The 13,994-nt window shown below is 41.3% G+C and carries 11 protein-coding genes; 10 read left to right on the forward strand and 1 reads right to left on the reverse strand.

All coding sequences use genetic code 11. The annotated features are described in order from the left end of the window. Positions 1–21 precede the first annotated feature (21 nt). The 3 genes from ACE1TI_RS00815 (at position 22) to ACE1TI_RS00825 (ending at position 3,810) form a co-directional block, all read left to right on the forward strand. Positions 22–1,947, forward strand: coding sequence for an FAD-dependent oxidoreductase (locus ACE1TI_RS00815; RefSeq protein ID WP_375005668.1), 1,926 nt, complete (start codon positions 22–24; stop codon positions 1,945–1,947). A 74-nt stretch (positions 1,948–2,021) separates the two neighbouring features. After that, positions 2,022–3,365: a short-chain fatty acid transporter gene (locus tag ACE1TI_RS00820; protein WP_375005669.1), complete on the forward strand. Its 1,344-nt coding sequence runs from the start codon at positions 2,022–2,024 to the stop codon at positions 3,363–3,365. Positions 3,366–3,600: 235 nt separating this feature from the next. Then, positions 3,601–3,810 carry a hypothetical protein gene (locus ACE1TI_RS00825; protein ID WP_375005670.1) on the forward strand — a complete coding sequence of 70 codons (210 nt, stop codon included), beginning with the start codon at positions 3,601–3,603 and terminating at the stop codon, positions 3,808–3,810. A gap of 332 nt (positions 3,811–4,142) precedes the next feature. Here ACE1TI_RS00825 and ACE1TI_RS00830 read toward each other — a convergent pair whose 3' ends face one another. Then, positions 4,143–4,412: a hypothetical protein gene (locus ACE1TI_RS00830; RefSeq protein ID WP_375005671.1), complete on the reverse strand. Its 270-nt coding sequence runs from the start codon at positions 4,410–4,412 to the stop codon at positions 4,143–4,145. Between the two features lie 932 nt (positions 4,413–5,344). On the opposite strand from ACE1TI_RS00830, the gene ACE1TI_RS00835 reads away from it, so the two are divergent. The 7 genes from ACE1TI_RS00835 (at position 5,345) to ACE1TI_RS00865 (ending at position 13,679) form a co-directional block, all read left to right on the forward strand. Continuing rightward, on the forward strand, positions 5,345–5,509 hold the full coding sequence (locus ACE1TI_RS00835; protein WP_375005800.1) for a group II intron maturase-specific domain-containing protein: 165 nt from the start codon (positions 5,345–5,347) through the stop codon (positions 5,507–5,509). Positions 5,510–5,861: 352 nt separating this feature from the next. After that, positions 5,862–6,569, forward strand: a complete 708-nt coding sequence (locus ACE1TI_RS00840) for a FadR/GntR family transcriptional regulator (RefSeq protein WP_375005672.1) — start codon at positions 5,862–5,864, stop codon at positions 6,567–6,569. A 71-nt stretch (positions 6,570–6,640) separates the two neighbouring features. Next, positions 6,641–7,966, forward strand: coding sequence for an FAD-binding oxidoreductase (locus ACE1TI_RS00845; RefSeq protein WP_375005673.1), 1,326 nt, complete (start codon positions 6,641–6,643; stop codon positions 7,964–7,966). 3 nt (positions 7,967–7,969) lie between these two features. After that, positions 7,970–9,331: a (Fe-S)-binding protein gene (locus ACE1TI_RS00850; protein WP_375005674.1), complete on the forward strand. Its 1,362-nt coding sequence runs from the start codon at positions 7,970–7,972 to the stop codon at positions 9,329–9,331. Then, a complete protein-coding gene (locus ACE1TI_RS00855) occupies positions 9,331–10,788 on the forward strand; it encodes an FAD-binding oxidoreductase (RefSeq protein ID WP_375005675.1) in 1,458 nt (485 codons plus the stop codon). The genes ACE1TI_RS00850 and ACE1TI_RS00855 overlap by 1 nt, the downstream gene beginning before the upstream one ends. A 29-nt stretch (positions 10,789–10,817) precedes the next feature. Beyond that, positions 10,818–11,597: a fumarylacetoacetate hydrolase family protein gene (locus tag ACE1TI_RS00860; protein WP_375005676.1), complete on the forward strand. Its 780-nt coding sequence runs from the start codon at positions 10,818–10,820 to the stop codon at positions 11,595–11,597. A 300-nt stretch (positions 11,598–11,897) separates the two neighbouring features. Beyond that, entirely contained in the window at positions 11,898–13,679 is a 1,782-nt protein-coding gene (locus ACE1TI_RS00865) for an L-lactate permease (protein WP_375005677.1), read from the forward strand. The last annotated feature ends 315 nt before the right edge of the window (positions 13,680–13,994 follow it).

Raw genomic sequence — 13,994 nt, forward strand, 5'->3', positions numbered from 1 at the left:
TTTATTGAGGAGGACAGAAGAATGAGAACCTACAAACATCTATTTTCACCGTACAAAATTGGTAACGTTGAATTAAATAATCGAATTCTGATGGCACCTATGGAAACAAATATGCCGACTGAAACAGGTGAGATGACGCATAAAATGATTAAATATTATACAGAGAGAGCAAAAGGCGGAACAGGAGCCATTATCATAGAGTTTACTTGCGTGGAAAGAAAACATGGATTCGGCTCAAAAAATCAGCTGCTCCTGGATGATGACTCTTTTATTGAAGGCCATAAATTATTGGCAGAAGAGATCCACAAATATGGAACGAAAGCTTTTTTACAGCTCCATCATGCTGGAAGAGAGACGAGAACAAGTATCACGGGAGCTCAGCCTGTGGCTCCGTCTCCGATTCCTTGTAAAATTATGAAGGAAACGCCAAAAGAACTTTCTATAGAAGAAATTAAAGAATTAGAAAACAAGTTTATCACTGCAGCCCATAGAGCTTATAAGGCAGGATACGATGGAGTGGAGCTCCATGCTGCTCATGGATATTTACTTAATAATTTCTTGTCTCCATATTCCAATAAAAGAAAAGATCAATATGGCGGCTCCATTGAAAACCGCGCCCGGGTGATTAAAAATATTGTTCAAGGTATCAACCGAGATGTTAATCAACATTTCCCAGTTACTGTACGATTCAGTGTCGATGAATTCGTAAAAGAAGGATTGGAGATTGAAGAATCCGTATTACTTGCAAAATGTTTTGAAGAAGCGGGCGCAGCTGCTATTCATGCGTCCACTGGCATCTTTGAATCGGTAGACCGAAACGTTGAACCGATGTCATTTTCTGAAGGATGGAGAACCCCATTAGCAAAAAAAATAAAAGAAGCAGTAGGGATACCAGTCATCGGTGTGGGAGTTATTAGAGATCCGGACTTTGCTGATACATTAATTGAAAAGGATCATGTAGATTTTGTCGCAATGGGAAGAAGCTTCCTGGCTGATGCATATTGGGCGCAAAAAGCAAAAGAAGGAAAGGCAGATTCTATTATAAAATGTACGTCTTGCTGTTATTGTGCCGAACGAGTGACGGCTGATTTAGAAGTTCGTTGTTCCATTAATCCTGTAACGGGCCGTGAATCGACACTTCTTCCTTTCAACCCATTAAACAAAAAATTAAATATTGCCGTTATTGGAGGGGGAGCTGCGGGGATGGCAGCTGCTTTGAATGCAAAGGAAAGAGGGCATGCTGTCACTCTCTTTGAAGCTTCTGATAAGCTGGGAGGATTGCTTGATGTGGCAAGTGCAGGCATTCACAAAGAAAAATGGAAATGGTATTTGGATTACTTGTTAACTAGAGTCGACGAATTAAACATTGAGGTTCACCTGAACCGAAAGATTAATGATGACGATTTATCACAAATGAATTTTGATGAAGTGATTTTAGCCACTGGTATGATTCCAAAAGAAGACCGCATTTTAACTGATGATTCTATCCGGATCATTAATGTAGTAGAAGCTTTTCGTAACAAAGAAGAGATTCGAAATAAAAAAGTGGCGGTTTTAGGCTCAAGAGGAGCAGGATTGGAACTTTCCCACTACCTTGCAGAACATAATAACGAAGTAATCGCCATTAGCAGATCTGGAAAAAGAGAAATTGGCAGAAATATAGATCCGATTAATCGACGAGACATTTTAAAACATGTAAAACGGCTTCCTATTGAATTTTTAACAAATACCGATGTTGACAAGGTCGAAAATAAAAAGCTGTTCCTGACATCTGACGAAAAAGGCACCACCAGTTACGATGTTGATTTAATTGTATCGGCTAGAGGTTTTCAGCCAAACGATCCGTTTCATAATAAGGATTATCATAGAATTGGCAGCTGTAAAGAGCCAAGGAAAATTCTAGATGCTGTGTATGAGGGATATGTAGAGATAAGTGAAATATCTTAAGGCTTTCAAAAAAGGGGGGTTAGAAATCATTTTCAGCTAGTTACGGGAAGCCAATTAAAAAGGAGGAAAAAAAGATGGAGAGGTTAACTAGTTTTTTCACAAGAATGATGCATAAATATTTGCCAGATCCTTTTACGATTGCAATTTTATTGACGATTATCACGATTTTTTTAGCAGTAAGCATCCAGGGGACAGGTTTTGTAGAGACGACTGTTTATTGGGGAGAAGGGTTTTGGGGTTTGTTGGAATTTACGATGCAGATGTCTGTTATTCTATTAACTGGTTATATACTTGCTAATACTCCTTTGGTCGATAAATTATTAAATAAGGTTATTTCAAAAATAAAATCCCCTAGTGTAGGAATTGCAGCTGCAACAGTAATTAGTGGAATTTGTACCTTAATTAATTGGGGTTTTGGTTTAATCGTAGGAGCTATCATTGCTAGAAAGATAGCTCTTACAGTCAAAGGCGTACATTACCCGCTAATCATAGCTGCAGCTTATAGCGGGTTTTCATTATATGGATCGGGAATTTCGGGAAGTGTCCCGATAACTATCTCTACTCCAGGTCATTTTCTAGAAGAGCAAATAGGTGTAATTCCCATTTCAGAAACGATTCTTTCCGTTCCAATGATATTAACTTCTTTAGCTATTTTAGTCACTTTACCAATCATTAATATTATGCTTCAGCCTAAAAACAAGGAGGACATTATTGAAATAAGTACAGAACCAAAAGAGACTGATAATCAGGCAAAAGCCCAGGTTTCGGCAACAGTAGAAGAACCAATCACGTTTGCTAACAGAATTAACAATAGTAAAGTACTGGGAATGGGGATCAGCTTATTAGGCCTCCTTTACGTTGGATCCTATTTTATTTCAGGAAACTCTCTTGATTTAAACACTTTAAATTTTCTGATGTTGTTTTTAGGAATGCTGTTATTAGCTACACCGGCAAATTATCTCGGCGTATTAAGCAGAGGCGTTGGCAGTATTGCAGGTATTATCATACAGTTTCCATTTTACGCTGGTATTATAGGTATTCTATCTGGTACTGGCCTTGGCATAACGATTGCTCAATGGTTTACTAGCATATCCACAGCACAAAGTCTGCCATTTTGGAGTTTAATAAGCGGGTATTTTGTTAACTTTCTGGCACCTTCAGGCGGAGGACAGTGGGCAATTCAGGGACCGGTTATGATAGAGTCAGCGCAGGAAATTGGTGCTTCTTATGCTCAAATAGCCATGGCGGTACAGCTGGGCGATGCTTGGAATAACATGGTGCAGCCATTTCTGCTCGTAGCCGTACTTGCTATAGCAGGTTTGAAATTAAGAGATATAATGGGTTATTTGGTTATTATTATGTTTTGGGTCGGAATCGTTTTTACATGCAGTATATTGTTATGGAGTTATTTTGGTTAGAAAGATGTGCTTAATAAATATTTTGAATATTAAGAAAAAATTGCTTCCTATAAAATTTTGTACTCTTTAATATTATTAATATTTTTGAAAGCGGTAACAAATGATATACAGCTTCCTTCCTTCATAATTATATATTAACGTCCTTGCATTCGGGGGAAGGGAGTGAAAAAATTGTTTCGGTTTTGACTTGATAACGTCGCAGACCCTTTCTGTTTATAAAGGGGACACGTTTTGTATGGCGGTGCATTGGGGAAATGACAAAATTGGGTTAGGGAAAGATGTTTATCACATCACGGGGGTGATTCTACCTCATAAACGAGTAGCAGCGACAGGGCGCATTCATTTTCTCGCCGATCAATATCAAACGCTATTTTCTTATTTAGAAACAAAGGGGGTGTGCTTTCATTCCACGGCGCCGTCAAGAACCTCACCCATTCAAAGTTGAAGTGGTTCTCCCAAATGAGAAGTTTTTTGGATGGCTGGAAAGGAACGCCTGTCTTTCTTTTAATAGAAGAAAAAAGGGAGAAAACCACAAAATATTGTTGTATTTTCTCCCTCAATGGCTAGAACAAGTAGGGGAAGCCACCTATAAAATAGACTTAACGGAAATAATCAAGAAGCATTTTGACATGTGTCGTAGTATTTCTCCAGGTCGCTCTATATCTTCTTTAGTGTTTAGCTCCTCCCGGTCTCAAGGTCATTTAAGCATGTTAAACAAACGTTTGATTAAGAACAAAAAAGCTCTTTCCGGTGAAGGAAAGGGCTTTTCATCTATCGTTATAAAGCTACTGCATCTTTTTTCAATTCATCACGAAGGAGCTCATAATTCACGCTTAATCTGCCATTCGCCCAGCCTTTTTTATAGCCTTTTTCAAATGCAGCATCTGCTGTCAGCTCCTCTACTTCTTGAACGGCATCTACTACTACATCTAAGAGTGTAATATCAATATCATGCTCTTCTAGCTTGTCAGCTAATGCTTGAAACGAATTGGCGAAGTTTTCTCTTCTATCCGCGAACAACACGTGCTGAGAAATAGAGTATTTCATATTTTTTCTCCTCCTTCTAGTAATCTTTGGTAACAGTATCTACCAAAATAGGAATCTTTATACCCCTTTTTGATAGATTGATTTTAGAGAAGTCATGTTGCCATGAGGCAGCTTGGTGGCGGGGAAGCGCGGACCCTCATTCCGTTACTACCTGGAAAAACGCCAAAAATAACATGATTTCGAGCAAATAAGGGATCTCTTGTCCGCTAAAGCATTCTAAGCGCGATAAATTATTGAAATAACGTACCATATGTCCGTAGAATATTCAGCTGAATATAAAGAGACAATATTATTCGAAAAAGAGGGTGCCCCAGAAGCGATTAACACTTTCCGGAGCACCCTCTTTTGTCCGTTCGGTTATTGAAAGAGTACAACAAAGGTCAATTTCATCATCGATAGTACACCAGGGTTTTTAAATTGATCTTTCACGTTGTTCCCTCCCAAATACTTTGTTAATTATGATAATAAACGGTAATTAGGTGTTTGTCTGGAAACATGTAAGTAAACCTTACACACTTTTTTGTACTTTAGAATGTTTAACTTTGTTAAAGGAACAAAGTATAAGTAAAACTGCGACTTCCGCCATAAGGACTCGGGGGCTTGAACGATAGTAATCCTGGAAACAGTGGAGGTGAGAGAAATACGAAAATCACAGACAACATCAAAAGATGGCTATCTACAAGAGAATAGGATGGAATCCGAAGGTACAGTAGAAGCGTGTAGTATTTCTCACGGTGAAACTAAAAAAGGGATGGTGTGCCTAACCTCATCGACAAAGTCGTAAGCCGGGACAATCTCAATCTAGCATACGGAAGAGTCAAAGCCAATAAAGGCTCCGCTGGGGTCGCTGAGGGTTTCGCCCCCATCAAAAGTCCAAAAAGAATCTTGAGAAGAAGCTAACACAGCGGACCAAACGAAACCGAAATGGGAACATCCGTGACATTATCAAGGAAGTCAACGAAGTCACGACCTACTATGGGATTAGTTATATGAAGGGATATATTTGGCGCATAGATCAATGGATCAGACGCAGAATAAGGCAAATCATATGGAAACGCTGGAAGAAAGTGAAGACAAAAGAGTCTGATAAAACTTAAAGTTCCTAAACCAAAGGCTTGGGAGTGGGCACGGAAAGGGTACTGGCGTATCGCATGTAGTTATGTTCTACACAGAGCCATTTCAAATGAGATTCTCGAAAAAGTCGGTTTAAAAAATCTAAACCGACTTTTCGAGAAAGCACAATCAAACTATTGAACCGCCGTATACGGAACCGTACGTACGGTGGTGTGAGAGGACGGGGTTAACCACCCCTCCTGCTCAATTTGCTTAACTAGCGTAAATTTTTAAAAAATTATTGAAAACGCTTAAAAGGAATGGTTTAATTAAGGTGTAGATGATCACACATCTGATCATTGATGACTGAATAAGCATCTCTAAACGAAGGGCGGTGTGCTGTTGAATGTAGAGAAAATATCCAGGAAGAAAGTCTCGGCTTTAGTGGCAGAACAAATCGAGAACATGATTGAAGATGGAACGTTTCAGCCAGGTGAAAAGCTGCCTTCGATCCGGGAACTGTGCGAGTTATTGGATGTTGGCAGATCGGCTGTCCGGGATGCTTTTCTGACGCTTAACGGTAAAGGGGCCGTATATGTTAAGCAGGGAGAAGGAGCGTTTATTTGTGAGTTTGATTCGGCAAAGCTTTTTAATCAAACTGCACTTCATGCTGCCACAAAAAATATTAGAGAGCTTTTTCAAGTGAGAAAGATTTTAGAGACTGGGACGGCTGAAGCTGCAGCGATTCACCGTTCGGAAGAAGATATAAAAACGATAGAAAATATCCTTGCTGGCCCTTTAGATGGCTGGGAATCAGATTATCAATTTCATATCGCTATGACAAAGGCGACCGGAAATAAAATACTTATTCAGTTGATGGAATTTATTTCTGCAACGATGAAGCAGGCAATGAAAGATTTTCACGCTCAAATCCGTGAAAATGAGAAAACCGTTAACTTTATTATGAAACAGCATCTGCTCCTATTTGAGGCTATTAAAGCAGGGAACGCTGCCCAGGCAAAGCAGGCAATGATTACACATTTAAATTATGTGGAAGATCTTTTGCAAGATGGTTTCTTAGAGGAAACCTCAGCGTTAGAATAAAGCCTTCTCTTTTTTCGACAAAACAGAAACAAAGTTGCCTAATAAGCAACAAAATAGGAAGGAGTGTTGAGATGATTACTTCTGATCTGTTAAGTGACTTGAACTCTGTGTTATCTGACTCCCATGTGGATGAAAAAATGTCACCAAACCAGCTGTATGGAAACGATGGGAGCATTGTGGTTACTCCACTAACAGAAGGGGATATTGCAGCTGTTCTTCGTTATGCTAACGATAACGATAAAACGATAACGATAGAAGGAAATGGCTCGAAAAGAGGGTTTGGCGGGACGAAAGAAAAAACAGATATTCTGTTGTCACTTGCTGAATATAAAGGAATCATTGAACATACTGTTGGCGATATGACGATTATTGTGAAACCAGGAACACCCTTTCAGGAGCTCCAGGATTACCTTGCTGAACATAATCAAAAGATTTCTCTTGACCCGGCTCATCCAGAAGAATCAACCATCGGCGGAGTCATTGCTGCAAACGACAGCGGTCCTAAGCGGCTCGGCTACGGGTCAGCACGGGATCACATTATTGGATTAAGAATTGCTTATCCGAATGGAGAAGTGATCCGCTCCGGCGGCAAAGTAGTGAAAAATGTAGCGGGCTACGACATGAATAAGCTTTTTGTCGGTTCGATGGGAACACTCGGTGTCGTTTCTGAAATTGCTTTAAAGCTGCGACCTCTTCCAAAGTACGAGAGCTTAATACTTTTAGCTTTTGAAGAAGGAAACGAAGAAGATCTTCGTTCATTTGCAGTACGGTTTCTAGACTCCATGATGGAACCTGTTTCATTAGAATTGTTAACCCCAGTGCTTTCTGAAAAGCTGACCGGGCAAAAAGTTTATACATTAGCGATTGCTTTTGAAGATGTAGAAAGCTCCGTTCACTATCAGAAGGATTTTGTGAAAAATATGGAATCCGGTGCTTCTCAAATAACCACTCTAGCTCAGCAGGAAGCTAAAGATTTTTGGAAGCGATTCAATAGATTTTTTCCAAATGGTCGAACCGAACCTGCAGGACAGGAAACAGAGGCTGTAATTAAGGTTGGGGTAAAAAACCTTGATGTGATACAAGTCTTAAAAGAAAGCGAACTTCTAGAAGATGCTCATAATGTTTCGGTTAATGCTCATGGAAGCCTAGGTCATGGTTTATGCCAGGTTCACGTGCAAGGAGCGCATAAAGATGTTATCGCGGTTGTTGGTTCTTTACGAGAAACTATTAAGCAATTAACCGGCTATGCGGTGATAAAGCATTTCCCGCTAGAACTTCGGAAGACGATAGATGTTTGGGGAGAAACACCTTCTTATTTCTTTTTGTTGGAAGGAATTAAGACAAAAATTGACCCTAAGAAAACGCTCAATCCTAAGCGCTACGTAGGAGGGTTATAAAAGATGAGTATGAAAGAGAAAGATATCGTTCAAGAGCCGCCGTGCTCGAGTCAAAGCTTAAACAATTATTTGTGGAAAGATAAACCGGATGAAGATAAATGGGCGGATTGCGTACACTGCGGCATGTGTTTAGAAGCCTGTCCAACCTATGAAATTACTGGACAAGAGCAGCATTCTCCGCGGGGACGCGTCCATTTAATTAAATCGGTCGCGGACGGAAAACTGGAAGTTAACGAACAGTTTATGGATCCTGTGTTTGCTTGTCTGGACTGTAAAGCTTGCACGACAGCGTGCCCGGCCGATGTCGATGTTGGCGGTTTGATCGAAGAAGCGCGCGGTCAAATTCGGCAGGCCATGCCGTTAACAGGCTGGAGAGGAGCGGTCAGCAAATTTTTCTTACATGGACTTTTCCCTCATCCAGGTCGTCTCCAGTCGGCTGGCAATCTATTAAAATTGTATCAAAAAAGCGGAGTGCAGACTGCTGTTCGTAAAACAGGACTATTAAAAATCATGCCTGAGCATTTGGCGACAATGGAAACTGTGATGCCGAAAGTAAAACAGTCTGTTCGGAAAAAATATAATAAGGAAGAAGTCGTTAAAGCAAAAGGTGAAACGAAAAATGAAGTCGCGTTTCTCGTAGGCTGTGTGATGGATGTTATGTTTAGTGACATTAATGACTCTACAGTTAATGTATTGACCCGAAACGGAAACGACGTTGCTATCCCTAAAAAACAGACATGCTGTGGAGCGCTTCACGTGCATGCTGGGGACCGTGATATGGGAAGAAAGCTCGCTAAGCAAAACATTGAAGCGTTTGGACACACAGATACCGTTGTTGCAAATGCTGCAGGCTGCGGCTGTATGTTAACAGAATATCCGGAGTTATTCCGTGAAGAAGAAACAGAGTGGCGTGAACGAGCAGAAGAATTTGCCGCCAAAGTGGTGGATGTTTCTAAATACCTTCATGACAGTGGTTATGAAAAACCAAAAGCTGAAATAAACACAAAGCTGACGTACCATGATGCCTGTCATTTAGCGCACGGGCAGGGTGTTCGCCAGGAGCCTCGTGAGCTTCTGCTTGATATTCCTGGTGTAGAAATGGTGCCGATGCCAAATGCAGACCGCTGCTGCGGCAGTGCAGGAATCTATAACATTACCAATCCGGAAATGGCAGATGGTGTATTGGAAAGTAAAATGGAAAACGTGCCGGAAGAAGTCGAAATGATCTCCATGGGTAACCCAGGCTGCATGCTGCAAATGGCAATGGGAGTAGAAAAATACGGAAGAAATCAAAAGATTGTGCACACGATTCAGCTCTTAGACTGGGCTTATCAAAAAGAAGATAAGCAAAGGGGGCAGACATGATGCTGAGAAAAAAGGGATTAAAAACAAACGACAAACATATAAAAAAGTTAGCAGCTATTGTGGGGCCGAAAGAAATTCTTTTTCACAAAGAAGATTTGATCTCTTATGAATCGGATGGATTTACGATACACACGCACATGCCAAAAGCAGTGGTTTTTCCAAAAAATACAGAAGAAGTAGCAGAAATTGTAAAGTACTGCGCAGACCATGACCTTCCTTTTCTTGCCAGAGGAGCAGGGACGGGACTTAGCGGGGGAGCAATCCCGTTAAATGGGGAAGTCATTATAAGCCTTGTTAAAATGAAACGTTTGTTAAGCGTCGACCTTGAGAATCGGCGGGCTGTCGTAGAACCTGGTTACGTGAATCTTAAATTAACAAATTCTATTTCAGATAAGGGTTATTATTATGCGCCGGATCCATCGAGCCAGTATTGCTGTACGATAGGCGGAAATGTGGCGGAAAACGCAGGGGGAGCACACTGTCTGAAGTACGGCGTTACGACCAATCATATTTTAGGACTTGAGGTTGTTTCTCCAACAGGAGAGATTATGGAAATCGGCCATGATGGTATTCCGGATGCTCCAGGCTATGATTTGCTTGGAATCTTAACGGGTTCAGAGGGGACCTTAGGCATTGTTACCAAAATAACGGTACGGATTTTGAAAAACCCAGAAGAAAAACAGACAGTTCTTGCTTATTTTGATGATGTAAAGGATGGAAGCCAGGCTGTATCAGATATCGTTTCCGCTGGAATCGTTCCGGCAGCGCTTGAAATGATGGATAAGACCGCCATTAAAGCAGTTGAAGCAGCTTCCTTTCCGGTCGGACACCCAAAAGACATTGAAGCATTACTGCTCATTGAAGTAGATGGTATTTCGGTAGGTATCGAAGAGCAGATTAATGAGATTTTAGATGTGTGTAAAAAGCGAAATGTTCGTTCTGTGAAAGTAGCACAGGATGAACAAGAAAGAGCGAAATGGTGGGCGAACCGAAAAACAGGCTTTGGGGCGATGGGAGCAATTTCTCCGGATTATCTCGTCCAGGATGGTGTCATTCCGAGAAGCACCCTTCCAGAAGTTCTCCATCGTATTAGCGAAATCAGCAAGGAAAGCGGCCTTCGAATCGCGAATATCTTTCATGCCGGTGATGGTAACTTGCATCCGCTTATTCTCTTTGACTCCAGAATACCCGGGCAGACCGATAAAGCATTAGAAGCTGGAAGTGCATGTTTGCAGGCTTGTGCCGATGTTGGCGGCTCCATTACCGGTGAGCACGGAGTTGGGATTGAAAAACGAGAAGAAATGCGCTTTGTGTTTACAGACAAAGAAATAGAAGCACAAACCGATATACGGGAAGTATTTAATCCTCATTATTTATTAAACGCAGGAAAGCTGTTTCCATCTCCAGGGCGATGTGCAGAAGTGAAAAAAGAATTAAAAGCCGCTGCTTCAGAATAAAAAAACTGAAATAGAAAGGAAACTGGATCATGAAATTTACTAGATTTGCTGTCGAATCAGATATTCTTAACGGTGTAGTAACGGAAGAAGGTATCAAAGAAATTGAAGGAGATATTTTTGAAAACTGGAGCTATACTGGGCGAATCTTTTCTGAAAGCGATGTGACATTGCTTGCGCCGCTTGAGCCAAACCAAATTATTGGCATCGGAGCAAACTTTGTGGCGAAGGCAGAAGACCGCCCGGACACCTTGCCGGAAATCCCTGTATTTTTCTTTAAACCGACATCTTCTGTGATTGGACCAGAAGAAGAAATTGTTATCCCGGGCGGCATTGAAGAAGTTAAATTTGAATCAGAGCTGGCTGTTGTTATTGGAAAAGATACAAAAAATGTGGGAGCAGAAGATGTATTGAATCACGTATTTGGCTATACTGTCGGCAATGATGTAACAGCCCCGCAGTACTTCCATGAAGATGGTCATTGGATGGCGGGGAAATCGTTTGATACTTTCACGCCGCTTGGCCCTTACCTTAAGACAGAGCTTGATCCATTACATGTAAGTGTAGAATCGAGACTGGATAATGTGGAGAAACAAAACAGTCCTACCGATTTAATGATCGTTCCTATTCGCGAAATGATTTCCTATTTATCTAGTGTGATGACCTTAAGAAAAGGCGATGTCATTTTAACGGGCAGTCCTGTCGGTGCTGAAATGACAGGAGAAGGCAGTACGATTGAATGTGAAATTGAAGAAATAGGTGTGTTAAGAAACAGCTTCGTAAAAGCAGAACGAAGCGCACCGTCTGTGTAAAAATAAAGATCGCGACCGGCTTGTTTGGAAGTCTGAACGATAAGCCGGCGCGGCTTTTTGCTGTTCTATTTTTATAAGGGAAGAAAGAATATAATTTTGCGTTTTGATGTCAAATAACCTCCAGTCAATTAAAGGCAGAAAGCGCCTTTATGCCTGGAGAACATTTACCTGTCGAGGCTGACCAGAGCGCTTGCGCTTTTCAAAAAAATAATTCGTCATAAATAGGCAGCCCCGCATATGGCGGATTATTTTATATATAAAAAACAAAATATTATGAAAAAAGGAAAGAGGGGAAAAGAAATGAGTACTGGAATGTTGGCCTTTTTATCTCTTTTACCGATTATTGTAGTAGCCGTGTTTCTCGTAGGGCTGCGCTGGCCTGCTAGTAAAGCCATGCCGATTTCTTTTGTGGTAGCTGTTGTACTGGCATTGTTTGTATGGGGAGTACCGGGAGCGACTGTAGCAGCAGCGTCCGTAAACGGTCTGGTTACGGCAATATCCCTGTTGTATATTATTTTCGGGGCAATTTTGCTTCTGAACACCTTGCAAGAAAGCGGCGGGCTAAAAACCATTCGGCAGGGATTCACAGATATTTCGCCGGACCGCCGGGTGCAGGTTATCATTATTGCCTGGTTGTTTGGTTCCTTTATTGAAGGTTCTGCTGGTTTTGGAACTCCGGCAGCCGTAGCGGTTCCTTTGCTGGTTGGACTAGGCTTTCCAGCGATGGCGGCAGTTGTCGCAGGGATGGTTATTCAAAGCACACCAGTATCCTTCGGGGCAGCCGGAACACCGATGCTTGTAGGGGTGCAGGAAGGGTTAGCGGCTGATGCATCCATCACCAGTAATTTTCTCGCTCTCACCACAGAGATTGCTGGAAAAGTAGCTATTCTTCACGCAGTAGCGGGGATGCTGATCCCGTTATTCATGGTCGCTTTGATGACAAGGTTTTTTGGGAAAAATAAATCATTTGCAGAAGGCATTAAAATGTGGAAGTTTGCGCTTTTCGCTTCGGTCTCCATGACCATTCCATATGTGATTGTAGCGAATGTTCTCGGTCCTGAGTTCCCATCTATGATCGGCGGATTAGTTGGTTTAGCTATCGTAGTAACAGCAGCGAAAAAAGGATTTCTTATGCCGCCAAAAGAAGAAGTTTGGGATTTTGATGACAAATCAAAATGGAGTCCAGAGTGGATCGGCTCTATTGAAATCAAAGATATTGCGCACAAAAGCGGAAACATGAGCATGGTTCGTGCGTGGATACCTTATTTGTTAATTGGTGTTTTTCTCGTAATCACAAGATTGCAAGCGTTTCCATTTAATGAGTGGCTTAGTTCCTGGACGTTAGGAATGGAAAATCTTTTTGGAACAGATATTTCCGCAGGATTTGAACCTTTATTTTCTCCAGGAACCGTATTTATCGTCGTTTCTTTAATTACATTTTTTATTCATGGATTAAACGGAACTTCATACAAAAAAGCATGGTCTCATTCTGCTAAAACGATGATTGCCGCCTCTGCTGCTTTAATCTTCACCGTGCCAATGGTGCAAGTTTTCTTAAACTCAGGTGGAGGTGCTTCAGGTTTTGACAGCATGCCGGTAGAATTGGCAGGGGCTGTTGCAGCTGTAGCCGGCGAGTATTGGCCGTTATTTGGAACGTTTATCGGAGGCATGGGGGCATTTATCGCCGGGAGTAATACAGTAAGTAATATGATGTTTTCCTTATTCCAATTTGACGTAGGATCACGTATTGGAGTAGATTCTACCTGGATTGTTGCTCTGCAGGCTGTCGGCGGAGCAGCAGGAAACATGATCTGTGTGCATAACGTTGTTGCCGCCTGTGCAGTAGTTGGACTCGTTGGGAAAGAAGGAGCCATTATACGAAAAACCATCTTCCCGTTTATCTATTACGCATTGCTGACGGGAGCGCTGGGTTACTCGATTGTTTGGTTCGATGAAAAAGGAATTCTCAACCTCGGTTCCCTTATTGTGCTGGCAATTGCGCTTGCTGCTGTTTATGTTATATCCACCAATAACAAACGAGTCCCTGTTATTCCAAAACAGGATAAAACAGTGGGAATGTAAAAATGACACAGGCTCCGTTACGGGGCTTGTGTCTTTTTTCTTCATTAATGAAAAAAGGAAAAAAGAAGAGATATCTGCGCATGATGAACGCTTACATCACTTTTGTTTTCGTTTTCATTTCATTATTTCCGTTTAGAAGTGGAAAAATAAGGATCATAATAAAGGTATTCCATTTAAAAAGAAGGTAATGAAATGAAACAATTATTAGCTCGTTTATTCGATTTTATGGACGAAGTCACTGAGAAAACGTGCAGATAAAATTCTAGAGCAAAACAGACGATAATTTTTTAAATAAAAAGTAGACACTAGGCAGAG

This window comes from Alteribacillus sp. JSM 102045, assembly GCF_041949975.1.
GTDB lineage: Bacteria > Bacillota > Bacilli > Bacillales > Marinococcaceae > Alteribacillus.